General features: G+C 65.8%; 20 protein-coding genes and 1 pseudogene. 7 read left to right on the plus strand and 14 right to left on the minus strand.

Going from position 1 to position 24,700, the window contains the following annotated elements:
- From H146_RS0103615 to argH, 8 genes and pseudogenes are all read right to left on the minus strand, one after another.
- Positions 1-360, minus strand: coding sequence for a hypothetical protein (locus tag H146_RS0103615; RefSeq protein ID WP_156826677.1), 360 nt, complete (start codon positions 358-360; stop codon positions 1-3).
- Between the two features lie 143 nt (positions 361-503).
- Positions 504-1,223 carry an HAD family hydrolase gene (locus H146_RS0103620; RefSeq protein ID WP_019950490.1) on the minus strand — a complete coding sequence of 240 codons (720 nt, stop codon included), beginning with the start codon at positions 1,221-1,223 and terminating at the stop codon, positions 504-506.
- A complete protein-coding gene (locus tag H146_RS0103625; RefSeq protein ID WP_019950491.1) occupies positions 1,220-2,140 on the minus strand; it encodes a tyrosine recombinase XerC in 921 nt (306 codons plus the stop codon). Before H146_RS0103625 ends, H146_RS0103620 begins: the two co-directional genes overlap by 4 nt.
- Entirely contained in the window at positions 2,137-2,838 is a 702-nt protein-coding gene (locus tag H146_RS0103630; RefSeq protein ID WP_019950492.1) for a DUF484 family protein, read from the minus strand. The genes H146_RS0103625 and H146_RS0103630 overlap by 4 nt, the downstream gene beginning before the upstream one ends.
- A gap of 32 nt (positions 2,839-2,870) precedes the next feature.
- Positions 2,871-3,701, minus strand: a complete 831-nt coding sequence (gene dapF / locus H146_RS0103635) for a diaminopimelate epimerase (RefSeq protein ID WP_019950493.1) — start codon at positions 3,699-3,701, stop codon at positions 2,871-2,873.
- Positions 3,698-4,987 (minus strand): diaminopimelate decarboxylase, encoded by a 1,290-nt coding sequence (gene lysA / locus H146_RS0103640; RefSeq protein WP_019950494.1) that lies wholly within the window; start codon positions 4,985-4,987, stop codon positions 3,698-3,700. Before lysA ends, dapF begins: the two co-directional genes overlap by 4 nt.
- A gap of 176 nt (positions 4,988-5,163) precedes the next feature.
- Positions 5,164-5,265 (minus strand): annotated as a pseudogene (lptM, locus tag H146_RS22045) (LPS translocon maturation chaperone LptM); the annotation flags it as partial.
- Positions 5,262-6,686 (minus strand): argininosuccinate lyase, encoded by a 1,425-nt coding sequence (argH, locus tag H146_RS0103650; protein WP_019950496.1) that lies wholly within the window; start codon positions 6,684-6,686, stop codon positions 5,262-5,264. The gene argH and the pseudogene lptM, both read right to left, overlap by 4 nt.
- Before the next feature lie 154 nt (positions 6,687-6,840).
- Between argH and hemC the strand changes: the two genes are divergently transcribed.
- The 6 genes from hemC (at position 6,841) to H146_RS0103685 (ending at position 15,614) form a co-directional block, all read left to right on the plus strand.
- The gene (gene hemC / locus H146_RS0103655; RefSeq protein ID WP_033195405.1) at positions 6,841-7,806 is read left to right on the plus strand and encodes a hydroxymethylbilane synthase; all 966 of its coding nucleotides are present in this window, start codon (positions 6,841-6,843) and stop codon (positions 7,804-7,806) included.
- A gap of 47 nt (positions 7,807-7,853) precedes the next feature.
- Positions 7,854-8,600, plus strand: a complete 747-nt coding sequence (locus H146_RS18345; protein ID WP_019950498.1) for a uroporphyrinogen-III synthase — start codon at positions 7,854-7,856, stop codon at positions 8,598-8,600.
- 42 nt (positions 8,601-8,642) lie between these two features.
- A complete protein-coding gene (locus H146_RS18355; RefSeq protein WP_156826678.1) occupies positions 8,643-10,109 on the plus strand; it encodes a uroporphyrinogen-III C-methyltransferase in 1,467 nt (488 codons plus the stop codon).
- Positions 10,106-11,326, plus strand: coding sequence for a heme biosynthesis HemY N-terminal domain-containing protein (locus H146_RS0103670; protein ID WP_019950501.1), 1,221 nt, complete (start codon positions 10,106-10,108; stop codon positions 11,324-11,326). The genes H146_RS18355 and H146_RS0103670 overlap by 4 nt, the downstream gene beginning before the upstream one ends.
- A gap of 178 nt (positions 11,327-11,504) precedes the next feature.
- Positions 11,505-14,177: a M16 family metallopeptidase gene (locus H146_RS0103675; RefSeq protein ID WP_019950502.1), complete on the plus strand. Its 2,673-nt coding sequence runs from the start codon at positions 11,505-11,507 to the stop codon at positions 14,175-14,177.
- Positions 14,178-14,558: 381 nt separating this feature from the next.
- On the plus strand, positions 14,559-15,614 hold the full coding sequence (locus tag H146_RS0103685) for a dipeptidase (protein WP_019950504.1): 1,056 nt from the start codon (positions 14,559-14,561) through the stop codon (positions 15,612-15,614).
- 93 nt (positions 15,615-15,707) lie between these two features.
- Here the strand turns inward: H146_RS0103685 and H146_RS0103690 are convergent, their stop codons facing one another.
- From H146_RS0103690 to H146_RS0103700, 3 genes are read right to left on the minus strand one after another with little or no spacing between them, the layout of a single operon-like run.
- Complete coding sequence (locus H146_RS0103690) at positions 15,708-16,823, minus strand: Gfo/Idh/MocA family protein (RefSeq protein ID WP_019950505.1); 1,116 nt, start codon at positions 16,821-16,823, stop codon at positions 15,708-15,710.
- Positions 16,820-17,896: a sugar phosphate isomerase/epimerase family protein gene (locus H146_RS0103695; RefSeq protein ID WP_019950506.1), complete on the minus strand. Its 1,077-nt coding sequence runs from the start codon at positions 17,894-17,896 to the stop codon at positions 16,820-16,822. The genes H146_RS0103690 and H146_RS0103695 overlap by 4 nt, the downstream gene beginning before the upstream one ends.
- A 34-nt stretch (positions 17,897-17,930) precedes the next feature.
- Positions 17,931-18,917: a LacI family DNA-binding transcriptional regulator gene (locus H146_RS0103700; protein WP_211213281.1), complete on the minus strand. Its 987-nt coding sequence runs from the start codon at positions 18,915-18,917 to the stop codon at positions 17,931-17,933.
- Positions 18,918-19,244: 327 nt separating this feature from the next.
- Between H146_RS0103700 and H146_RS18360 the strand changes: the two genes are divergently transcribed.
- Positions 19,245-20,492, plus strand: a complete 1,248-nt coding sequence (locus H146_RS18360) for an MFS transporter (protein WP_019950508.1) — start codon at positions 19,245-19,247, stop codon at positions 20,490-20,492.
- Between the two features lie 8 nt (positions 20,493-20,500).
- Here the strand turns inward: H146_RS18360 and H146_RS0103710 are convergent, their stop codons facing one another.
- From H146_RS0103710 to H146_RS0103720, 3 genes are read right to left on the minus strand one after another with little or no spacing between them, the layout of a single operon-like run.
- Positions 20,501-21,433 carry a histone deacetylase family protein gene (locus H146_RS0103710; protein WP_019950509.1) on the minus strand — a complete coding sequence of 311 codons (933 nt, stop codon included), beginning with the start codon at positions 21,431-21,433 and terminating at the stop codon, positions 20,501-20,503.
- Between the two features lies 1 nt (position 21,434).
- Positions 21,435-23,408: a RecQ family ATP-dependent DNA helicase gene (locus H146_RS0103715; protein WP_019950510.1), complete on the minus strand. Its 1,974-nt coding sequence runs from the start codon at positions 23,406-23,408 to the stop codon at positions 21,435-21,437.
- Between the two features lie 54 nt (positions 23,409-23,462).
- Positions 23,463-24,677, minus strand: a complete 1,215-nt coding sequence (locus H146_RS0103720) for an MFS transporter (protein WP_019950511.1) — start codon at positions 24,675-24,677, stop codon at positions 23,463-23,465.
- Between the last annotated feature and the right edge of the window lie 23 nt (positions 24,678-24,700).

Consider the following 24,700-nt stretch of genomic DNA (forward strand, 5'->3'; position numbering starts at 1 on the left):
CTATAGCCGATAGACCCGATCGCTCAGCGTATAGCGCAGCTCGGTGGTGCGGTTGCGCTCGTTGTCGGGGGCGTCGGAGTAGAGCGCGTCACCGATCTCCTGTTGATACGCGTCGTCGAGGCTGAAAAGATGCCTGTCGCCCCGTTTCGACTTCTCTTCGCCACCCATCGTCAGGTGGTCCATGTCGATTTCGGCGTCGGGTGGGGCGGCATCCGGCATGGCGTCGTGCGGATAGTGCAGCACGCTGCCGTCGGCGCCGAATCCGCGGGCAATGTTGCCTTCGCTGCTCAGCGGCAGCACCAGCACCATGGCAGTGGCGCAGAGCACCAGGGTAATACTGAGAATGTCGAGTGGGCGCATGATCCGCTGACCTCGAAACGGGGCGTGGGCCGCCTCGCGCGGCCCGACATGATAATGATAATTCCTGCGGTCGACCATGGCGACCCGTGCGTTCAGGGAAGATTTTAAGCTGCCCGCCCGCACGGTCCGCGGCGTCATGGCCTTCAGGTGTTCGGGCTCAGCAGGTTCTGCTCGACCAGCAGCGGCGCCAGCTCGCGAATGTGGGCAAGGCGATGAATACCGGGCGGACAGGGTTCCGGTACGCCTCGTTGATGTACGTCGATCCACGCTACCTGCATGCCCAGCCGCTGTGCCGGCAGCGCGTCTTCGGCCCAGGAGTCGCCGACATGCATCACCTCGCCGGGCGCCCGCGCTCCCAGCCTCGCCATGGCGGAGAGAAAGCAGCGCGCGTCGGGCTTGGGCGCCAGCGCCACCCCCGCCTTGATGATCACCTCGAAATATTCGGCGATCGCCAGCCGCTGCAGATCGACGTTGCCGTTGGTGATCGCGCCCAGCCGCAGACCCGCCTCGCGAAGTCTGATCAGAAGCGCCGGGACCTCGTCGAAGATCGTCACCTCATGGCGCAGATCCAGCATGTGCTCAAGGGTATCATCGGCCCAGCGCGAGGCGCTGTCGCGGTCGTAGCCGAAGTCGACCAGGATGGCAGTCAGGCTCTGGTGGCGCAGCCAGTTGAAATCGCCGCGGCGCAGCGGATAGCGCTCCGCCAGTGCCATACGGCGGCGCTGATACTCCTCCAGCGGAAAGCGCTCGGCGTGGCCGACACGCTCGTTGAGCCATTGATAGTGGCCCGGTTCGGTGGTCGCCATCACCGGCGAATTGTCCCAGAAGGTATCGTCGAGATCGAAGGTGATGGCGGAAATCACGGGCTCTGCTCCTGCTCGTCGGAGGATGGGGAACGCCGCCGCGCACGGGGGTGGGAGCGGTCAAAGGTGTCGGCCAGATGCTGCCAGTCGAGGCGGGTGTAGACCTGGGTGGTGGAAAGATGGGCATGGCCCAGCAGTTCCTGCACCGCACGCAGGTCGTGGCTCGACTCCAGCAGGTGGCTGGCGAAACTGTGGCGCAGCCGGTGCGGGTGAAGGTGCTCGGGCAGACCGCGCTGCCGGGCGATCAGCGCGAGGCGCTGCTGAATGGCGCGGTGGCCCAGTCGGCTGCCGCGCTGGCTGACGAACAGCGCTTTTTCCATCTCCGCGCAGAGCGTGGCGCGCACCCCGAGCCAGGCGCTCAGCGCCTCGTCGGCGCGTCGCCCCGTCGGCATCCGGCGCGCCCTGCCGCCCTTGCCCACCACCTGGACCCGCCGGTCGCGCAGATCGCCGAGATCAAGCGCCGCCAGCTCTGCCAGCCGGAGCCCGGCGGTGTAGAAAAGCTCCAGCATCGCCTGGTCGCGCAGCGCCAGCGCGCTGCCGTCATGGGGCGTATCGAGAAAGTGGCCAAGGGTATCGACATCCACCGGCCGTGGCAGGTGGCGCGGCAGTTTGGGCGTTTCCACCAGCCGCGCCGGATTGTGCTCGAGGATGCGCTCTTCTACCAGGCTGTCGCCGAACTGTCTGATCGAGGCCAGCCGGCGAGCGAGGCTGCGCGGCGCCATGCCGCGGCTGCGTTCGCGACCCATGAAGCGGCGCAGCATGGCGGCTTCCAGTGCCGACCAGGCGGTCACCCCCTCGGCGGCGAGGAAAGCGGCCAGCGCGTGCAGATCGCGCCGATAGGCGTCAAGGGTTGCAGGGCTGGCGCGCAGGGCGCGGTGCGCGACAAAGCGTTCGATGCTGCCTTCGAGTGCGCTCATGACGTCTCCCGCAGCAGCAGGCGGATGACCACCTCGCCGAGATAGTCGACGAACAGCGTCTCCATGCCGCTGGCGAAATGCGTCGGCGAGGCGTGTCCCAGCGCCAGGTAGCCGTGCGCCTGGCCCAGTGTCAGTCGGGTCAGGGCGCAGGAGCCGCCCGCCAGGCCGCTGCCCGGCAGCAATAGTTCGGCGCTGTCATCGTCGAGCGCCAGGCAGCGGCTGCGTGAGTCGCCCAGCAGCGCCTCGATGGACGCTGCGCGTGCGTCATCCAGTTGCCGGTCGGGTGGCTGAAGGGGCGTGCCGGCGTTCGAGTGGCGCCACAGCGCAAGATGTTCGATGCCGAACTGCTCATGCAGCTCGGTTGCCAGCGTCTGCGTCAGGGCGTCACGGGAGTCGGCGGTCAGCAGTGCCAGTACCAGGCTGCGCAGGCCACGATACTGCTGTTCGGTGCGCCTGGCGCTGTCGAGCAGGCCGTCGAGCTGCGCCTCGGCACGTTCGGCGCGGTCGCGCAGTGCCAGCGTCAGCCGCTCCATCAGCGAGACGGCGTTACCGCGCTGCGGATGATGAACGCGCAGCGTGGTGAGCAGCTGTTCGCGACCCGCGAAGAAATCGGGGTGGCGTGCCAGCCAGGCGCCGACCTGATCGGCGTCGAGCTCGACCGCTGGCGTGCGGTCCGCGGCACTGCTTTCGTCGCTCATCTTGCTCTCCTGCTGGCTGTGGCGGCGCCTTGTCAGATCGCGATGCGGCCATCGAACACCCGCACGGCGGGGCCGGTCATGATGACAGAGGTGGCCTGGTTCGCCCACTCGATGGTCAGCTCGCCGCCGGGCAGTGTCACGCTCACCGGCGAGGTCAACAGGCCGCGGCGAATACCGCTGACCGCGGCGGCGCAGGCGCCGGTACCGCAGGCCAGGGTTTCGCCCACGCCACGTTCGAAGACGCGCAGCCGCACCCTGTCTTCGGCGACAATCTCCATGAAGCCGACATTGACCCGGTGTGGAAAGCGCGGATGCGCCTCGATCGCCGGTCCCAGCTGCGCCACCGGCGCGCTGTCGACGCTTGCCACGTCGATCACCGCGTGGGGGTTGCCCATCGACAGGGCATCGAAGGTCACCTCCAGGCCGTTATGGTCGAGGCTGTAGGCGCTGGCGGGCGCTTCGGCGTTCAGCGGGATATCGGCGGGGGCGAAGCGCGGCTGCCCCATGTCGACCCTGACCCGACCGTCGCCGGCGACACGCAGTTGAAGATCGCCGCCGGCGGTCTGCACGCTGATCTCGCGGCGTGTGGTGAGGCGCTGATCAAGCACGAAGCGGGCGAAGCAGCGCGCACCGTTGCCGCAGTTCTCCACTTCGCTGCCGTCGGCGTTGAAGATGCGATAGCGAAAGTCCACATCCGGTCGGGTCGGCGGCTCGACCAGCAGCAGCTGGTCGAAGCCGATGCCGAAGCGGCGATCGGCCAGCCGGCGAATGAGCTCGGCATCAAGACGCGCGCGCTGGGTGACCAGGTCGACCACCATGAAGTCGTTGCCCAGCCCGTGCATCTTGGTGAAGTGCAGCATCATGAGCGGTGCCCGTTGGCGTCGGCGACAACAGCGCCCTGCGGCAGCCGCGATTCACGCTGCCACAGGGCCTCAAGCGGCTCGCGGGCGCCGACCTCGAACAGTGCGTCGCCCACCACCATCACCTCGGCCGGGCGGCTGCGGGTATTGTAGTTCGACGCCATGACGAAGCCGTAGGCGCCGGCGGAGTGCACCGCCAGCAGGTCGCCCTCGGCCAGCGCCAGCTGGCGATCCTTGCCGAGATAGTCGCCGGATTCGCAGATCGGCCCCACCACGTCCCATTGACGTGTCTCGCGCCCGCCGTTGTTCACTACCGGCGTGATCGCCTGCCAGGCCTGATAGAGGGTGGGGCGGATCAGGTCGTTCATGGCGGCATCGACGATGGCGAAGTTTTTCGCCTCACCGGGCTTGAGATACTCGACACGAGTGAGCAGCACGCCGGCGTTGGCGGCGATCGAGCGGCCCGGTTCGAACATCAGCGACAGGGGCCGCGTGCCGATGCGTTCGAGCAGGGCGGCCATGTAGTCGGCCACCGCCGGCGGCGTTTCGCCCCGGTAGTCGACCCCCAGACCGCCGCCGAGGTCAAGATGGTGAATCGCGATACCCTGCGCCACCAGCCGGTCGTGGAGCGCCAGCAGGCGGTCGAGGGCGTCCAGAAAGGGGGCCAGCTCGGTGAGCTGCGAGCCGATATGGCAGTCGATACCCACCGGTTCGAGGTGGGCAAGCTCGGCGGCGCGGCGATAGGCGCGCTCGGCGTCGTCGATGGCGATGCCGAACTTGTTGTCCCTGAGGCCGGTGGAGATGTAAGGGTGGGTGCGGGCGTCGACGTCGGGATTGACCCGCAGCGACACCGGCGCGCGCTTGCCCAGTCGGCCGGCGATGGCGTCGAGCCGCTCGAGCTCGGCCTCGGATTCGACGTTGAAGCAGCGAATACCGACCTGCAGCGCCCGGGCCATCTCGTCATCGCGTTTGCCGACGCCGGAGAAGACCACTCGACCGGGATCGCCGCCGGCGGCCAGCACCCGCTCCAGCTCCCCCACCGAGACGATATCGAAGCCGGCGCCCAGGCGCGCCAGCAGGTCGATAACGGCCAGGTTCGAGTTGGCCTTGAGGGCGTAGCAGATCAGATGATCGCGCCCCGCCAGCGGCCTGGCGTACTGGCGGAAGTGATCGGTAAAGGCGGCCGCCGAGTAGACGTAGCAGGGCGTGCCGAAGCGTTCGGCGACCGCTTCGAGGCTGACGCCCTCGGCGTGCAGCCGGCCCTGTTGCCAGTGAAAATGTCCGGACATTACTCGGCTGCCTCCGGCGCTGCGGGAGCGCCCGCCGCGGTAGCCGATACGCCGCTGGCCCCGGGGCTGGTGGTGGTGGGGCTGTCGCCACTGTCGGGTACCGTTACTTCGGCGCCGCCACCGGCTGCATCGCTGTCGCCAGCGCTGTCATCTTCGTAGGCGCCCTGAGGATCGTAGCGCTCGCTGGCCCGTTCGTTGTCGGGCATGTAGAGCGGTCCGGTCTGGCCGCAGCCGGCCAGCGTCAGCGTCAGCAGCAGGATGGAAAGTGCGGTTCTCATGCGTCTCCCTCGCGCTCCAGGGCAAAGTCGGGCAGGACGTCGAGCGCGCGACGGGCGCGGTCGGCAGCGGCGCGCACCTGATCCGGCGCGGTGCCACCGATATGGTTACGGGCGGCGACCGAGCCCTCCAGCGTCAGCACCTCGAAGATGTCCTCGCCGATATGATCGGAGAAACGCTGCAGCTCGTCGAGACTCATTTGGGAGAGGTCGCGATCCTGTTCGATGCCGTAGGCCACGGCGTGGCCTACTATCTCGTGGGCGTCGCGGAAGGCGATGCCGCGGCGTACCAGGTAGTCGGCGAGATCGGTGGCGGTGGCGAAGCCCTGACGCGCGGCGAGCGCCATGTTGTCCCTTTTGGCGACCACTGCCGGCATCATGTCGGCAAAGGCGCGCAGCGAGCCGAGCACGGTGTCGAGGGTGTCAAAAAGCGGCTCCTTGTCCTCCTGGTTGTCCTTGTTGTAGGCCAGCGGCTGCGACTTCATCAGTGTCAGCAGGCTGATCATGTGGCCGTAGACGCGGCCGGTCTTGCCGCGCACCAGCTCCGGCACATCGGGGTTTTTCTTCTGCGGCATGATCGACGAGCCGGTGCAGAAGCGATCCGGCAGGTCGATGAAGTCGAACCGGGCGCTGGTCCACAGCACCAGTTCCTCACTCATGCGCGACAGGTGCATCATCAAAAGGCTGGCGAAAGAGGTGAACTCGATAGCGAAGTCGCGATCGCTGACCGCATCCAGCGAGTTCTCCGCCGGTCGTTCGAAGCCCAGCAGTTCGGCGGTGACGTGGCGGTCGATGGGGTAGCTGGTACCGGCCAGCGCCGCGGCGCCCAGCGGCATCACATTGACCCTTTTACGCGCGTCCAGCAGGCGCTGCTGGTCGCGGTCGAGCATCTCCTGCCAGGCCAGCAGATGGTGCCCGAAGGTGACCGGCTGGGCGCTCTGCAGGTGGGTGAAGCCGGGCATCACGGTGTCGGCTTCGCGGCTGGCCAGTTCGATCAGCGCGCGCCGCAGGCGGGTAAGCTCGCTTGCCACGGCGTCGATGCCGTCGCGCAGGTAAAGGCGGATATCGGTGGCGATCTGGTCGTTGCGCGAGCGGCCGGTGTGGAGTTTCTTGCCCACCGTGCCGATGCGTTCGGTAAGCCGCGCCTCGATATTCATGTGAATATCCTCCAGCGCCACCGACCACTCGATCTCGCCGCGCTCGATCTCGGCTTCGATTTCGCCCAGGCCGGTAACGATCGCGGCGCACTCATCGGGCGTCAATACGCCGACGCGAGCGAGCATGGTGGCGTGGGCGATGGAGCCGCGGATATCGTGACGATAGAGGCGCTGATCGAAACCGATCGAGGCGGTAAAGGCGGCGACGAAGGCGTCGGTGGGCTCGCTGAAGCGACCGCCCCAGGTCTGGTGGGTACTCTGTGTCATCTGTCGGCGTCCTGCATAACGGGGGCCGGAGCGCGGAGGCGCCACGGATGCACGCAGTGTAACAGAACTCTTGTGGCGCTCGGCACGCCCGGATGACGCCTCGCACGGCTCTGCACTATGATGACCGGCCGATGGGACACCTTTTTATCAGTCAATGCAGGGAGCGTTCGTGACAGCACAGAGGATCAGAATCGCCACCCGTAAAAGCCAGCTGGCGCTGTGGCAGGCGGAGCATGTCAAGGCGCGGCTGGAGGCGTTGCATCCGACGCTTGACGTCGAGCTGGTGGGGATGTCGACCCGCGGCGATCGCATTCTCGACACGCCGCTGGCGAAGGTCGGCGGCAAGGGGCTGTTCGTCAAGGAGCTCGAAGAGGCGATGCTGGCGGATAGGGCCGATATCGCCGTGCACTCCATGAAGGACGTGCCCATGCATTTTCCCGACGGCCTCGGACTGCACGCCATCCTCGACCGCGGGGCGCCCACCGATGCCTTTGTCTCCAACCATCACCAGCGCTTCGATCTCCTGCCGGAGGGGGCCTGTGTCGGTACCTCCAGCCTGCGCCGGGCGCTTCAGGTGCGTGCCGCGCGCCCCGACCTGGTGGTACTCAATCTGCGCGGCAATGTGCAGACCCGGCTGGGCAAGCTGGATGCCGGCGAGTTCGACGCCATCATCCTGGCCACCTCCGGTCTCGAGCGTCTTGAACTGGAGGCGCGCATTACCCAGCGGCTGCCGCCGGAGGTGATGCTGCCGGCCTGTGGTCAGGGGGCGCTGGGCATCGAATGTCGCAGCGACGACGACACCCTGCGGGCGCTGATCGCGCCGCTTATCGATGAGCACGCCACCCTGCGGGTGCTGGCCGAGCGCGCCATGAATACCCGCCTCGAAGGCGGCTGTCAGGTGCCGATTGGCGGTTATGCGGTGCTCGAGGATGATGATCAGACCCTCTGGCTGCGCGCCCTGGTGGGGGCGCCCGACGGCTCCGAGGTCATTCACGCCGAGGCGCGCGGCCCGGCCAACGACCCCGAGACGCTGGGTGTCGGGGTCGCCGAAGACCTGCTGTCGCGCGGTGCCGGCAGGATTCTGCAGGCGGTGTATGGCGACGAGGCGCCGCCGCGTTGAGCGTCTGCCCGGTGGATGCGGCCGGCTCGTCGAGGCGCCGGCAGACGATGCCCTGCGCCCTGATGGCTCGCCCCGGCGCCCGCGCGGCGGCGCTGGAAGAGGCGCTGCGCGGTGCCGGTCTGGCGCCGCTGTCTCTTGATATCATGCGGCTGGAACCCCGTGCGCCAACGCCGCCGGAGGAGACCGCGCTGTACGATCTCGACAATTTCAGCCGCGTGATCTGCACCAGCCCCTTCGCCGCCGAACGTCTTGCCGAAGCGGTCGAGGCGCGCTGGCCACAGTTGCCGCAGGGCGTTGCGTTCTACGCGACAGGGCGCAGCACCGCCGAGCTTTTGAGTGCGCAGCTGGGCGTCGAGGTCGGCGCGCCTGAGGCGGGGTCGGGCAGCGCCAGCGAGGCGCTGCTGGCGCTGCCGGGGCTTCAGGAAGTGGCGGGTGAGCGCGTGCTGCTGGCCGCCGGTGAGGGCGGGCGCGAACTGATCGAGATGACGCTTGCCGCGCGCGGGGCAACGCTGACGCGGCTGGCGCTCTATCGGCGGCGGCTGTCACCGCCACCCGAAGGCGCGCGCCGGCGGCTGGCGGCGGGCGATTTCGCCGTGCTGATCGTCACCAGCGGTGAGCAGCTCGAGTGGCTCGATCAGTGGTGCAGCGCAGCGACTCGACAAAGGCCGCTTATCGTATCCAGTCAACGTTTGGCTACAATGGCAGCAGGCCATCACTATAAGTGTGTTTTCATTGCCGGGGATGCCACGCCACAAACACTGGCGCAGACGGCGGCCGGGGCTCGGACACCATAGACCGGGGCCGCCTCTATCGGATCAGAAAAAGGGCAGCGATCAATGAGCAATCAGGAAAACGATAAAGACAAGCGCAGCGCATCGGACGAGCAGGGCAATCACGACGCCGAGAGGCGTCGAGACCAGCAGGCAGGCGGCGATGACGCCTCGCCGCAGACCGACTCGGGTGCCGGCGCGGCATCAACCGCCTCTTCTTCGACAGCCTCGAAACCTTCGGGAGCTGCCTCCTCCGGTACGTCCTCAACGGGTGCCAGCGAGGGTGCCGGCAGCAGCGCGACAGGTCGTGCCACGAAGGGAGCCTCCAGCGCCAGCGCTACCTCCGGTACCAGTGGCAGCAGCGCTTCGAGCGGCACCGGCGGCCGCGCCCCGGAGCCGGGCGATACCCGCCCCGAACATCGCTCGCGCCGCAGCGGAGGCGGAAGCAGGGGGCCGATGGCGCTGGTCGTGATCGTCCTGATTGTGCTGATTGCGGCGATTGCCGCCGGCAGCTGGTGGAACTGGCAACAGCAGCAGACGATCGCTCGGCTGCAGAGCGGTCTCGACCAGGGCAATCAGCAGCGTAGCCAGCTCTCCAGTAGCGTGCAGGAGGGCTCACAGGGCATTCAGAACCTGCGCTCGCAGGTCAGTCGTCTACAGTCGCAGTTCGAACAGAACGACCAGGCGCTGCAGCAGGCGCTCAATGCGTTCTCCAGCACGCAGCAGACCGATGCGCGTATCTGGCAGCTGGCCGAGGTGGAATATCTGCTGCGCATGGCCAATCAGCGACTGCAGCTGGAGCGCGATGTCAGCGGTGCGCTGGCGCTGCTGAGAACCGCCGACCAGCGCCTCGAGGCCATCGACAATCCGGCACTGCTGCCGGTGCGCCGCGCGGTCGCCTCCGAAATTTCATCGCTCGAGGCCGTACCCGATGTCGACGAGAGCGGCCTCTATCTGCGTCTGGCGGCGCTCGCCGAGCGCGTCGATGGCCTGCCGCTGTCGCAGGAGTTGCAGGGGCAGACGGCGCAGCAGGACAGCGAGGCGCTGTTCTCCGGCGGCTGGCGCCAGCAGCTCGCACGGCTCGGCGAGCAGCTCCAGGGACTGGTGACCGTGCGCCGCCACGATGAGCCGCTGGAGGCGCTGATTACCCCCGCTCAGGAGACCTACCTGCGCCAGAACGTGCAGCTTTTGATCGAGCAGGCGCAGCTGGCGCTGATGCGCGACAACGGCGAGCTGTACCAGAGCGCCCTGCAGCGGGCGCAGTCGCTGGTGAGCAGCTACTTCAGCAGCGACAACAGCAACGTATCGCAGCTGGTCGATCAGCTGGGCACTCTCGCCGCGCGCAACATTACTCCGCAGCTGCCCGATATCAGTGAATCGCTCAATGCCCTGCGCGAGTTTCAGCAGCAGCGTCAGAGTGGCGGTAATGGTTCCGCCAGCGGCTCGCAGAGCGGTGACAGCACGAATTCGAACGGCGGCGGCGCACAGAATGGCGGTAGCGGTTCGGGCGACGACCAGGGAGGTCAGGCATGAGAAAGCTGATTCTCTTTATCGTCGTCGTTCTGGCGGTTGGCGCCCTGCTCGGTCAGCTGATGATCACCATGCCGGGCTACATCATGTTCCGGGTGGGCGATACCTCGGTGCAGACCTCCTTCTGGTTCGGCCTGCTGCTGCTGTTTGCCATTTTTCTGGCGCTACACTTTGTGTTGCGTCTTTTGTGGCGTATGCGTCATCCGGTCGAAGGTCTGCGTGGCTGGACCCGGCGCTCGCGCCATCGTCAGGCCATGCATCGTACCCACAAGGGGCTGGTGGCACTGGGCGACGGGCGCTGGAAGCGCGCCGAACGGGCGCTGACACGCTCGGCGGATGATGCCTCGACGCCGCTGGTCAACTACCTCTCGGCAGCGCTGGCGGCGCACTATCAGGGCCGTCATGACCAGGCCGACGAGCTTTTGAAGCAGGCTCAGCAGGGTAACAGCGACGCTGACAACGCAGTGGCCCTGATGCAGGCGCAGCTGTTGCTGGATCGTCGCCAGCCGGAGCAGGCGCTGGCGATTCTGACCCGCCTGCACGAGAGCATGCCGCAACACCAGCAGGTGCTGCGGCTTCTCAAGCAGGCCTATCTGCAGGTGCATGACTGGGAGGGTATGCGGCGCCTGCTGCCGGCGCTGGAGCGCCATGATCTGGTCGGTAACGAGGAGCGCGTGGCGCTGGAGCGCACGACCTATCTCGCCCTGCTGGAGCAGACCGCGCAGAACAGCAACCATCACCGGGCCCGCACGCTGTGGGCGGAGATGCCCGACATCCACAAGGGGGATGTCGAGCTGGTACTGCTCTACGCCTCGATTCTGGAGCGCAACGGTGAGACCTCCGAGGCGGAAATCCTGCTGCGCAATGCGCTCAAGAGTCACTGGGACGCCCGCCTCATTCACCATTATGGCTTGCTGTCGGTAGAGCCCGAGCGTCAGCTGGCGACCGCCGAGAAATGGCTGCAGGAGCGCCCCAACGACCCCGAGCTGTTGATGGCGCTGGGTCGGCTGTCGCTGCGTAATGCCTGGTGGGGCAAGGCGCAGGAGTACTTCGAGGCGAGCCACCGCCAGCGCCCCAGCAGTACGGCCTGCGCCGAGCTGGCGCGTCTTTACGCCAACCTTGGGCAGCACAGCAAGAGCCAGCAGTACTATCAGCAGAGCGTCGAGCTTATGGATAACTCGCTTCCGGCCCTGCCGCAGCCCAGCGAACACACCAGCTGAAGGCGCGACGTCGGAGCGCCTGCGGGCGCTCCGGTCGTTACCGCAGTATCCGCTCACAGGGGCGATCTCCATACTTTCTTTCACCACCGGGAGCGTTTGCCGTGCGCCGCTGTCAAAGGCGTGCGCCACCTCCGCGGGTGGCTTCTTCAATCAATAAAAGCATGCAGGGAGAGGTTCAATGGGCCTGTTCGGAAAGCTTGCGGGTGGCGTGCTGGTCACGCTCTGCCTGACGCCCATGAGTGTGCCGGCCGCCGACAGCGGCGTCGAGGCAGCGCAGGATGACGTACTGCGGGCGACGCTCGACAACGGCCTCGAGGTGGTCATTGTCGAGAGTGACCTGGCACCGGCGGTGACCACCCAGATGAACTATCGGGTCGGCTCCAGCGAAGCCCCCGAGGGCTTTCCCGGCATGGCTCATGCCGCCGAGCACATGATGTTTCGCGGCGGCCCGGAGCTCTCCGGCGACCAGCTGTCGGCGATTACCGCAAGCCTGGGCGCCAATATGAACGCCTTCACCGCCCAGGATCAGACGCAGTACTACTTTACCGTGCCGCGTAATGACCTCGAGGTGGCACTGCGCATCGAGGCGACCCGCATGAAGGCGCTGGAGATCACCCCCGAAGGCTGGCAGGACGAGCGCGGGGCGATCAACCAGGAGGTCTCCGGCGATCTCTCCAACCCGTCCTTTCTGGCCTACACCCGCATGGTGAGCGATCTGTTCGCCGGCACGCCCTATGCCCATACGCCGCTGGGCACCCGCGAATCGTTCGACAACACCACGGCCGAGCAGCTGCAGACCTTTCACAACGACTGGTATGTGCCCAACAACGCCGTGCTGGTGATCAGCGGTGACGTCGATCCGCAGCAGACCCTCGACGAGGTGAAGGCGCAGTTCGGCGATATTCCCCGTCGCGATACCCCGGAGCGTCCCGGGTTCGATTTCCAGCCGGTAAAAACCGATACCATCGAGATGGACACCAACGATCCCTACGGTTCGATCTACATGGCGTGGCGCATTCCCGGCCTGCGCGATGACGAGGCCACGGTGGCCGGCATTATGCTCGATGCGCTGGGCTCGCAGCGCGGCGCGCTGGCCAGCATGGGCTTCGACGGTACGGCGCTGTCCGGCGGTGTGTTCGGCAACCAGATGCCCTACGCCGGCATGGCGGCCGCCTACGGCGTTTTCGCCGCCGGTGCCGATCCGACGCCCATAGCGGAGCGCATGCGCGAGATCATCGACAAAGCCGCCAGTGAAGGCATCGATCCCGAGCTGGTGAGTGCCGCCAAACGCCGCGCGATTGCCGATATCGAATCGCAGCGCAACGCCGTGTCCGGCCTTGCCAGCGCCTGGTCGCAGGCGATCGTGCAGCAGGGGCTGGACTCGCCGCAGGCAATGATCGAGCGCATCAAGGCGGTCACGCCGGAGCAGGTCAACGCGCTGGCGGCGCGGGTGTTCGCAACGCCGCCGATCACCGCGACCCTGACGCCGCAGTCTTCCGGCGAGCCGGTCAGCCGCGACAGTTACGGCGAACCGGAGCAGTTCGGCGCCACGCCGGACGGGCCGGTCGAGCTGCCGCAGTGGGCGCGTAGCGCCCTTGCCGATCTCGACGTGCCGGTGTCGACGCTCGACCCGGTCGACATGACGCTGCCCAACGGCATCCGCCTGATCGTCCAGCCGGAGAGCGCCAGCAATCGCCTGACGCTGATGGGCGCCGTCGACACCAACCCCGATCTGCAGGTACCCGAGGGCGAGGAGGGGGCTGCCGAGATCCTCGACGGCCTTTATCGCTACGGTAGCCAGTCGATGGACCGTATCGCCCTGCAGCGTGCGCTCGACGAGATCGCTGCCGATGAAAGCGCCGGCTCGAGCTTTTCGCTGTCGGTTGCGAAGGACCATTTCGAGCGCGGCGTCGAGCTGCTCGCCGAGCATCAGCGCAACCCCAACTTTTCCGAGCGCGCCTTCTCGATTCTCAAGCAGCAGAACGCCAGCTCGCTGCCCGGCTATCTTGAAAGCCCCGACTTCCTCAACAGCCAGGCGCTCAACCGCGCGCTGCTGCCGGACAATGACCCGGCGCTGCGCCACATGACGCCCGAGTCGATCGACAACCTGACCCTCGATCAGGTGCGAAGCTACTTCGACAGCGCCTTCCGCCCCGATATGACCACCATTGTGGTGGTGGGCGACATCACGGCGCAGCATGCTCGTGAGGTGATCGAGCGCTATTTCGGTGACTGGCAGGCCAGCGGTGACAGGCCCGACACCGACTATCCGGCGGTGCCGCTCAACCAGGCGTCGCGCTTCTATACGCCCGACCGTTCGGCCAGCCAGGCGAACGTGACGCTGGCCGAGATGATCGACATGAACCGCGACAGCGATGATCGCTATGCTCTCTACCTGGGCAATCAGGTGCTCAGCGGCGACTTCGCCTCGCGGCTGTGGCGCGATCTGCGCGTCGAGCGCGGGCTGGTCTATGGCGTCAGCTCGAACATCTCGCTTGATGCTCATCGCGGCGACTTCGAGGTCAGCTACGGCAGCGATCCGGAGAAGGTCGACGAGGCGCGCGCGCTGGTGATTCGCAACATCGAACGGATGCAGCAGGCGCCGGTCTCCGACAGCGAGCTGAACCGCGCCAAAAGCAAGCTGCTGCGCAGCATGCCGCTGAGCGAGACCAGCTACTCGGCGATTGGTGGGCAGCTCTTGTCACTGTCGCTGGCCGGCCGACCGCTGGATGCCAAACAGCAGGCCGCGGAGCAGTACCGCACCCTCGATGCCGCGACGATTCAGCAGGTGTGGCAGAACTATCTGCGCCCGGACGCGCTGGTCACCGGCGTGCGGGGTCCGGCGCAGTGATCATCGCCGCTGCCCTTCAGAGCCGGTCTGCTGGCCGGCTCTGCTCAGTGGCTTGCGCTGATGTCTCTGCATATGCCTTGCATATGCCAGTCGTGCCCGCCGGCGGATATGGCGTACGAAGGCGTCGGTGAGCTGGAAATCTCGCGGGAGGGAGACGTGATTACGCTTCGTCCCGTGCGCCCCTGCTGGGCTTCACTGTCCGAGCTGCCGAAGGCCGATGGTCAATTTCTCGAAGAGCGGCGGTCGGTTGTGGACGATGAAGGGCGCTTCGCGCCGTGACGACCTACATGCTCGATACCTGCATCTGCTCCTTTATTATGAAAACTGGGCCCCGGAATACGACGATTGACTTTCCCATCTGCCCTCCTGCGGAGAGATGACGTGTCTCCACAACCGCTTGTTTTCGACGGCCATAACGACCTGCTGCTGCGGCTCTACAGCGGCAAGGTAGACGCGCAGGCGATTCATGATGGCTGCAGGGGTGGTCATATCGATCTGCCGCGTGCCCGCAAGGGTGGCTGGGGCGGCGGCCTGTTCGCGATCTTCGTGCCGCCGACGGGCGAGTCGGGCGTGGCCGGCATGATGTCACCCGGGAGCGCGGGTTACGACCTGCCGCTACCCGCGGCACTGCCCGCCGAGCAGGCACTGCCGGTGGCGCTGGCGCAGGTCGAGCAGTTCGAGCGACTGGCGGCGCAGGGCGTCATCACGCCCTGCACCACGGCGGGCGAGATTCGTGCCGCGCTGGGTAGCGAGCGGCTGGCGGCGGTACTGCACATGGAGGGCGCCGAGGCGATCGACGAAGGCTGCGAGGCGCTGGAGCGCTTTCATGGTCTGGGGCTGCGCTCACTGGGGCCGGTGTGGAGCCGCCCGACGCTGTTCGGGCACGGCGTGCCGTTTCGCTTCCCCGCCACAGGCGATACCGGGCCGGGGCTGACCGACGCCGGGCGGCGGCTGGTGCGCGAGTGCAACCGGCTCGGCATTGTGATCGATCTCTCCCACCTCAACGAGGCGGGCTTTCGCGACGTGGCGGCGCTCACCGACGCGCCGCTGGTTGCCAGCCACTCCAACGCCCATGCCCTCTGCCCTCATGCGCGCAACCTGACCGACTATCAGCTCGATATGATCGCCGAGAGCGGCGGCCTGGTGGGGCTCAACTTCGCCTCGGCCTTTCTGCGCTCCGATGGCCGCATGAACGGCGACTTCGGCCTCGATATCATGCTGCGCCATCTCGACCACCTGCTCGAACATCTGGGCGAGACGGGCGTGGGGCTGGGCTCCGATTTCGACGGCGCGGAAGTTTCCCGCGATATCGGCGACTGCAGCGGGCTACCGGCGCTGCGCGACGCGATGCGCCGCCACGGCTTCGATGACGCCCTGATGACGCGGCTGTGCCACGATAACTGGCTGAGCGTGCTGGCGCGCAACTGGGGTGAGTGAGCGCGGCACCGGCAGCGGCGGCCTTCCGGCAGCGTGGCTGGCCATTTCATCGCGCCGCGTTGTGTCATGTCTATCAGCGGCCGGGCGCTACGCTCAGTCCGTCGGATAAGCGGGTGCTGTCCACGCACCGTTCGACTGTGAGCTTGCCAGCATGGCTTCAACGAAGGCGAGTCCCCGACAGCCGGTGTCCACGTCGGGCAGTGCGATATCAGGTGGCGCTTCGCCGCGCAGGCTGCAGGCAAAATCGCGATAGAGCTGGGCAAAGGCTTCCAGATAGCCCTCCGGGTGACCGGCCGGCAGCCGGCTGGCTTGCAGGTCAGCCGCTCCGCTTCCGGGGCCATTGCGTGAAAGGCGCTGCAAGGGGTCGCCCAGCCGGGCAAACCACAGCGCATCGGGACTCTCCTGATCGAAATGGAGCCCGCCCCGGCTGCCGTAAACGGCCAGTCGCAGGCGGTTGTTGTTGCCCGGCGATACCTGACTGACCGACAGTCGCCCGCGCGCGCCGTCCCGATAGCGCAGCATCGCCTGGGCAAAATCGTCCAGTTGCCGACCTGCTACGAAGGTGTGCAGATCCGCACTCAGGGTATCGATCTCGCGGCCGGTCACATAATCCGCCAGCTGCCAGGCATGGATACCGATATCGCCCAGCGCTCCCGCCGGGCCGGCCAGCGCCGGATCGCCGCGCCATCCCTCGCTGCCCGCCTCGCTCAGCCAGTCCTGGGCGTAGTCCACCTCGACCAGACGCAGCTCGCCCAGCGTGCCTTCACGTATCAGTTGGCGGGCACGCCGCACGGCCGGGTAGCCCGAGTAGTTGTGTGTCAGCAGCAGTTGTACGCCGTGCCGCCTGACCAGTGCGCGCAGTGCCATGGCTTCTTCGAGCGATATCGACAGTGGTTTTTCACAGATGACATGGATGCCGGCTTCGATGAAAGCTTGAGCAATCGGAGCGTGAAGGTGATTGGGAGTGACGATGCTGACGACGTGGATACCGTCCTCGCGAGCGGCTTCCCGCTCGGCCATGGTAGTAAAGTCGGTATAGACCCGTGCCGGATCGAGATTGAGGGCTTTACCACTGCTGCGGGCGCGTTCAGGGTCGGAAGAGAAGGCGCCAGCGATGAGCTGATAATCTCCGTCGAGGCGTTGCGCCATGCGATGCACACGGCCCATGAAGCCGCCGCCTACCATGCCGATGCGAATTGGAGCTGTCATTCTGTCTCTCCCTGTTTACCGTTCAGACCCAGCAGCTGGCGCCGCTGGGCGTCATCCAGCGCTACCCCGGCAAAGTCGTCAAAAGCGCTATCGGCGACGTCGATCATGTGGCGGCGGATGAATTCGGCCCCTTCGCGCGCGCCCTGTTGCGGATGCTTGAGCGCGCACTCCCACTCCAGTACTGCCCAGCCGCTGTAGTCGTACTGCGCCAGCTTCGAGAAGATCGCGCCGAAATCGATCTGCCCGTCTCCGAGTGAGCGAAATCGACCGGCACGCTCTATCCAGCCGCTATAGCCGCCGTAGACGCCCTGGTGGGGGGAGGGGCGAAACTCTGCATCCTTGACGTGAAAGGCCTGAATGCGTTCGTGATAGCAGTCGATAAAGCCCAGGTAGTCGAGCTGCTGAAGCAGCATATGGCTGGGGTCGTAGAGCAGCTGTGCACGAGGGTGATAATCGACCGCTTCCAGAAAGCGCTCGAAGGTGCTGCCATCAAAGAGATCCTCGCCGGGATGCAGTTCGAAACAGAGGTCTACACCCTGCTCGTCGCAGGCATCCAGCAGCGGTCGCCAGCGCCTCGCCAGTTCATCGAAGGCCTCTTCGATCAGTCCGGGCGGACGCTGTGGAAAGGGGTAGAGATAAGGCCAGGCCAGCGAGCCCGAGAAGGCGGGCAGGGTGGTCAGGCCGAGCCGGCGGGACGCTCGGGCAGCCAGCCGAATCTGTTCGCAGGCCCACTGCTGACGCGCCGCGGGGCGACCGCGGAGTTCACCGGGAGCGAAGCCATCCATCAGCGCATCGTAGGCGGGGTGAACGGCGACCAGTTGCCCCTGCAGGTGAACCGAAAGATCGGTCGGCTGCAGGCCGTGCCGGTCAAGCGTTGCGCGTAAATCGTCGCAATAGGCCTGGCTGTCGGCCGCCGTGGCGAGATTCATCAGGCGCGACTCGCCACTGGGGATCTGCACGCCGCGATAGCCGTAGCCGGCAGCCCATTCGGCCATGCCGGCGAGCGAATCGAAGGGGGCCTGTTCGCCCACAAACTGGGCTAGAAAGAGCCCCGGTCCGCGTAGTGATTTCATTTGTCATACCTTCCTGAGTCCGGTCCGGGCTGATTCAGGCGCTTTCCCGGACAATGATGTCATGTTCGAGCATGGTTCCCGATACCGGCAACTCCGGGTCGTTGAGCCGCTCGATCAGCACACGGGCCGCATTCTCGCCCAGCCGCTTCATCGGTTGGGCCACCGTGGTCAGTCTGGGGCGCACCATGGTGGCGAATGGCACGTTATCGAAACCGACAATGGCGACATCTTCCGGCACCCGCAGCCCCGCATCATGTACCGCCTGCATGGCGCCTACGGCGAGCGGGTCGGCCACAGCAAAGATGGCATCGCATCGCGGCGAGACCGACAGCATCCGAGCGGCCAGCCGGTAGCCATCGTCAAAGTCAGGAGAGAAGGTATCCAGAGGGCTGCCCTGCGGTGGTGTCAGTCCGGCCTCGGCGAGTGCTGTCAGATAGCCACGGCGGCGTTCATGGGCGTACATGAAACGCTCGTCACCGCCGATCATGGCGATGCGCCGACGCCCGCGTCCGATCAGAAAGCGCACGGCATCGGCGGCGGCGCGTGCGTTGTCGATGCCGACCCAGGGAATGCCGCTGTCGGGATCGAACTCGCAGCAGGCGACCCAGGGCAGGGCGCGGGGCTGCTCACCCAGCAGGGACTGCACGCTGTCCGGGTCGAGACAGATAGCACCATCCACCATCCGGTTTTTCAGCAGTTCGATATAAGTGCGCTCCGCATCGGGGTCTGCACCGGTGTCGCAAAGCAGCATGTGATATCCCCGTCGTCTCGCCTCGCCGTCAATGCCCTGCACGATGCCGGCATAGAAGGTGTTGCTGTAATCCGGCACCAGCACCAGTATCAGCCTGCTTTCGGAGGTGCGCAGATTGCGCGCTAACCGGTTGGCGCTATAGCCGAGCGCATTGATGGCGGCCTCGACCTTTTCCCGGGTGCTGGCGCGAACGGCCCCGCTGTTGTTGATGACCCTCGAGACGGTGGCAATCGATACACCGGCTTCACGTGCCACTTCATTGATCGACATCATGGCTACCAATAGTAAAGGTTTTCATTTTTGAAAATACAGGGGCACATGTACCGATATAGTCTTTCCCGCTTTTCGGATGAATTCTAAATAACTTCAGTATTTTGATTATTAACAATTTTTACGCCTATTGCCAACAGCCTGAAAACCTCCTGGACTTTTGGCGAATACTCCCGTTCCTTCAGTAGCGCTAGTGTGTCATGCAGAAAATGTAAACGTTTACTTTGCTGTGCCAGTGTTCTCGCTCGGAGTAAGGCCATAGACCGAGGGCGCTGACAGGCAGCGCGGTGAAGCAGTGATCGAGCGGAAAGGAAAGAGGATCAGCTCATGACAGTGCTACGTTCACGACTCGGCATCATGATGTTTCTACAGTTTTTCATCTGGGGTGGCTGGTTCGTCACCCTCGGCACCTTCCTGGCTTACAATCTCGAAGCCACGGGTGGCCAGATCGGCATGGCCTTTTCGACCCAGTCGTGGGGCGCAATCATTGCGCCTTTCATCGTTGGGCTGATCGCCGATCGCTATTTCAATGCCGAACGGCTGCTCGGTCTGTTGCATCTGGCGGGCGCCGTACTACTGTTTGCACTCTATAGCAGTGACAGTTTCGCGAACTTCTATCCGCTGGTGCTGTGCTACATGATTCTGTATATGCCGACGCTGGCGCTGGTCAATGCGGTCTCCTTCCGGCAGATGGCGGACCCGGCCAGCGAGTTTGCCCGCATTCGCGTCTGGGGCACTATCGGCTGGATTATCGCCGGTCTGGTCATCAGCTTCGTATTTTCCTGGGATTCTGGGGCCGCCATCGAGGCCGGGCTTTTGCAACATACCTTTCTGATGAGTGCCATCGCCTCCCTGGCGCTGGGGCTTTACAGCTTCACGTTGCCGGCAACTCCGCCCCGCGCCGAGCGCGGTACACGTTTAAAGGAGGTGCTGGGGCTGGATGCCCTGGGGCTGCTCAAGGACCGACACTACGCCATCTTCTTCGTGGCTTCGGTGCTGATCTGCATTCCGCTGGCCTTCTACTATCAGAATGCCAACCCTTTTCTGGCCGATATCGGCATGACCAACCCGACCGGCAAGATGACGCTTGGCCAGCTGTCGGAAGTCCTTTTCATGCTGCTGCTGCCGCTTTTCATCAAGCGCTTCGGTATCAAGCGCACTTTGCTGATAGGCATGCTGGCCTGGAGTTTACGTTACCTGCTGTTTGCCTTCGGTGAAGCCGACGGGATCGCTTTTATGCTGTTGGTGGGTATCGCTCTGCATGGCGTCTGCTACGACTTTTTCTTTGTGTCGGGGCAGATCTATACCGATGCCCGCGCAGGGGAGCGTTTCAAGAGTTCGGCACAGGGCATGATTACGCTGGCGACTTATGGTGTTGGCATGCTGATCGGTTTCCAGGTGGCCGGCTGGGTGACGGACTACTTCGCGACCGCCGGCGTTACCGATTGGCAGGCCGTCTGGCTGTTTCCGGCGCTCTTTGCGCTGGGGGTACTGCTGCTGTTTGCGCTGCTGTTCCGCGACCGTCGTTCGTCACTCGCCGATGACTCGGCCATGACCGTTTCCGGTACTGACTGACGATTGCTTCATGAGCGGTATTCCCCCCACAACCCTCGTGCCACGCGGTGCAGCACCGCATGGCGCTCGACCAGCGCCGCCAGGTCGCGGTCGTAGCCGCCGCCGATCACCGCTGCCACCGGCACCTCCGCCGCCAGGCAGCGCGACAGCACGTAGCGGTCGCGCCGCCTGATACCCTTGAGACTCATCTTGAAATGGCCCAGCCGGTCGCCGGCGTGCACGTCGGCGCCGGCGTCGTAGAACATGAAATCGGGCGCGAATTCGTGCATCAGCCGTGGCAGGTGGGCCTGCAGGGCGGCCATGTAGTCGTCGTCGCCGCTGCTGCGCGGCAGTGCGATATCAAGGTCGCTGTCGCGCTTGGTAAAGGGAAAGTTATCCGCACCGTGCAGCGAGAAGGTGAACACCCGCGGCTCGTGGCGAAAGGCGAAGGCGGTGCCGTCGCCCTGGTGGACGTCACCGTCGACGATCAAAATGCGCGATGCCAGTCCCCGCGCCAGCAGTTCATGCGCCGCCACCGTCAGGTCGTTGAGCAGACAGTAGCCGCTGGCGGCGTCGGGGTAGGCGTGGTGAGTGCCGCCGGCGGTGTTGCAGGCAAGCCCCGTGGTCAGCGCCGCATGAGCGGCGGCGAGGGTGCCGCCCACTTCCAGCAGGGTGCGCTCGACCAGCGCCTGCGACCACGGAAAGCCGCTGCGCTTGCGCGCGACGGGGTCGCTGTCGCCCAGATAGAAGGTCTGCAGGTAGTCCGGCGTGTGGGCGCGCAACAGCTGGGTGGTGGTGGCCGGCTGCGGTGTGATCCATTCGACCAGCGGGTCGTCGTCAAAGCCCCGGTCAGCGAGATAGCGGCGCAGCGCGCTGAATTTGGCCATCGGGAAGGGGTGGCGGGTCGGCCAGTCGATGCTGTAGCCGGGGTGATGAATCAGCGGCAGTCGCGCGGGTGCCATCTCAGAGCGCGCCTGCCCTTTGCTGCACGGCCGGATAGTCGTGGCCGGCCAGCGCCGCGTAGCCGTCGAGCCGGCGCGCCTTCAGGGTGGTGAACACCGGCATGGCAAGGCCGCAGAGGAAATGCGCCAGCCGTTCGGGGCTCGGCGCCTCGCCCAGCACTTCCCGATGGTGGGCGATGAAGGGGGCGGCCAGCGCCGTCAGCCGGTTGTCGTCCGGTAGCGGCGGCGTGGCGGCTGCCGGCAGCCGCGCCGGGCCGGCACGGCATACCGAACAGTGGGCGCACCGTTCGGGGGCGCGCTCGTCGCCGAAGTGCAGCGCCAGCCGGCGGGTCAGGCAGGTGTCGGATTCGAACAGCGCGAGCATGGTGTCCAGCCGTGCGATCTCGCTATCGGCGCGGCGGCGAAAACGCGCGTGAAGTGTATCGGTGAGCATCTCGATGTCGATATCGGCGGCGCGTACCTCGAAGACGTCGGTCATGCGCTTGCCCTCCAGCACCACCCAGCCCTTGTCCTGAAAATACTCGAGTGCCGTGAGCACCCGCGAGCGCGAGGCGTCGATGCCCGCCTCGCGCCCGGCATTGTGGAGTCTGTCGAAATCGAGGGTGCCCCAGCTGCGGGCGATACGAATATTGCCGACCAGCAGCGCCACGAAATCGGCGCGCTCGCCGCTAAAGCGCTCGACCAGCGCCTGCGGCTCGATAACGTAGCGCAGCCGATACTCCGCCATGAAGGTGTAGCGCGGCGCGATCACCCCGTCCATCTCCAGCTGCACCAGCAGCGTCTTGAGCGGCAGGGTGCGAATGTTGCTCTCGGTGGAAAGCGTATGCATCACCACCTGCCAGTGGCGATCCGGCTGCTCGCCGGCACTCGCGATCTCGCGCACCACGTGGTGGATGCCGCTGCGCTCGGGAATATCGCCGTAAACGAAGTTCTCGAGCACACCCAGGCCGTCGCGGCCGGCCAGCATCAGGCAGGTGGACGGTTCGCCGTCGCGCCCGGCGCGGCCGATCTCCTGGCTGTAGTTCTCGATCGAGCCGGGCAGATCGAAGTGCACCACGCCGCGAATATCGCTCTTGTCGATGCCCATGCCGAAGGCGATGGTCGCCACGATCACCGCCACCTCGCCGCTCATGAAGCGGCGCTGGATGTCGTCGCGGGTCTCGCTGTCGAGCCCGGCGTGATAGGCCAGCGCAGCGATGCCGTGGCGGTGCAGGGTGGCGGCCAGTGTCTCGGCGCTCTGCTGGCGGGTCACGTAGACCACCGTGGGCGCTTCAAAGCCCGGCTGCTGGCGCGGCGCGAGCCATTCGACCAGGCGCGCACTGCGCTCGTCGGCGGGGGTCGGGTCGATCTCGAGCTGTAGGTTGGCGCGATAGAAACCGGTAGTGACGACATCCTCGGCGGCGATGGCGAAGCTCTCGCGCATGTCGGCAATCACCTGCGGGGTGGCGGTGGCCGTCAGCAGCAGCGCCTGGGGGATAGCGAACTCGTGCTGGTAGTCCGGCAGGCGCAGATAATCGGGGCGGAAGTTGTGGCCCCACTCGGAGATGCAGTGCGCCTCGTCGATCACCATCAACGAGATAGGGACCTGCGACAGAAAGCGGCGAAAGCGCTCGTTGCGCAGCCGCTCCACCGACACCATGAGGATTTTCAGCTCACCGCGGCGGGCCTGCTCCATGACCTCGCGGGCCTCGTCGCGCGGCTGGGTCGAGTCGATGGTGGCGGCGGCAATGCCGTGGCGGTGAAGGAAGGCAAGCTGATCCTGCATCAGCGCCAGCAGCGGCGAGATCACCAGCGTCAGATGCGGTAGATGCAGTGCCGACAGCTGATAGCAGAGTGATTTGCCGGCGCCGGTGGCGAATACTGCCGCCGTCGAGCGCCCCGCCACCACCCGCTCGACCACCGGCTGCTGGCCGTCGCGGAAGGTGTCGAAGCCGAACACTTCGGCAAGGGTGGCGTGCGGGTCATGGGTGGTCATGAGGGGCTCCGGCAGATGGGCATCAGCATAGCCTAACCGCCGCCGCCTGGTCTGTCAGTGCGCGCCGGCGGCGCGCAGACGGCGCAGGCGGATCAGCAGCGCCATGGCGATCAGTGCCAGCGCCGCGACGAGTAGTGCAAAGGCGATGCCGGCGCTCTGTAGACCGATCAGGTGGATAGTAATCCCCAGCCCGACCACCGGCAGTGAGATGGCGACATAGATCACCACGAAAAACGTCGAGGTCACCTCGCCGCGCTGTCGGGCGGGCGCGGCGCTGACCACCTCGCCCAGCCCCGAGCGCAGCGCTACCCCCTGGCCCAGCCCGGCGATGACCGCACCGCCAAGCGTCAGCGCGAGCGACGACAGGGCTACCGCCGTGCACAGCAAAAGCGCCCCCACGGCGAGAACCGCACAGCCGACGATCAGCCGCTGTCGGGTGGCAATCAGCGTCATCGACGCCTGCCCCAGCGCCGAGGAGAGAAACAGTACGAAGATGATCGCCCCGATCAGTGCGAGGTTATGAATACCCAGCAGTTGCTGCGCTACCGCTGGCAGCACGGCGGTGAAAAGCCCCAGCACGGCGGTACCGGCAAAACCGGCGATGCCGGCGGGAATAAAAACGCGGCGTACCTCGGCAGGCAGTGCCAGTCGCTGAACGTGCAGGCGCAGGCGCTGCGGCGGGCGCACCGTTTCCGGTGCGTAGCACACCCCCGCGGCGACCAGCAGGCAGGCGACAAGGTGCAGGGCGTAAGGGAGATGCAGCGGCCAGCTAACGTACTGCGCCAGCACGCCGGCAAATACAGGCCCCAGGCCGATGCCCAGCATGTTGGTGGCGGTGGCGGCGAGGGTGGCACCGTTTTTCCATTCGGGCGGTGCCTGCTCGACCACCGCCACCGTGGCGGTACCGGTAAAGATGCCCGCCGAGGCGCCCGACAGTACTCGGCCGATCAGCAGCGGCGTCAGCTCGGGGCTGGCGATAAAGATCGCGTCACTGAGTATCGCGAAGGTCAGTCCGCCGAGCAGCACCCGGCGGCGTCCCAACTGATCGGACCAGCTGCCGAAGGCGATCAGGGCGCCGATCACGCCAAGCGCATAGGCGGCGAAGATCACCGTGATCATGATCTGCGAATAGCCCATCTGCGTCTGATAGATGGGGTAGAGCGGTGTGGGCAGGGTCGGGCCGATCATGGCGATCAGAAAGGCCGCCACGATCAGCGTAAAGGAGAAACGCCCCGGCGTACGAAACTCTGATTCGGTGGGTGACAGCATGGACGGCTCCTCATGGTGTTACC

It is taken from the genome of Kushneria aurantia DSM 21353, from assembly GCF_000382245.1.
Taxonomy (GTDB): Bacteria; Pseudomonadota; Gammaproteobacteria; order Pseudomonadales; family Halomonadaceae; genus Kushneria; species Kushneria aurantia.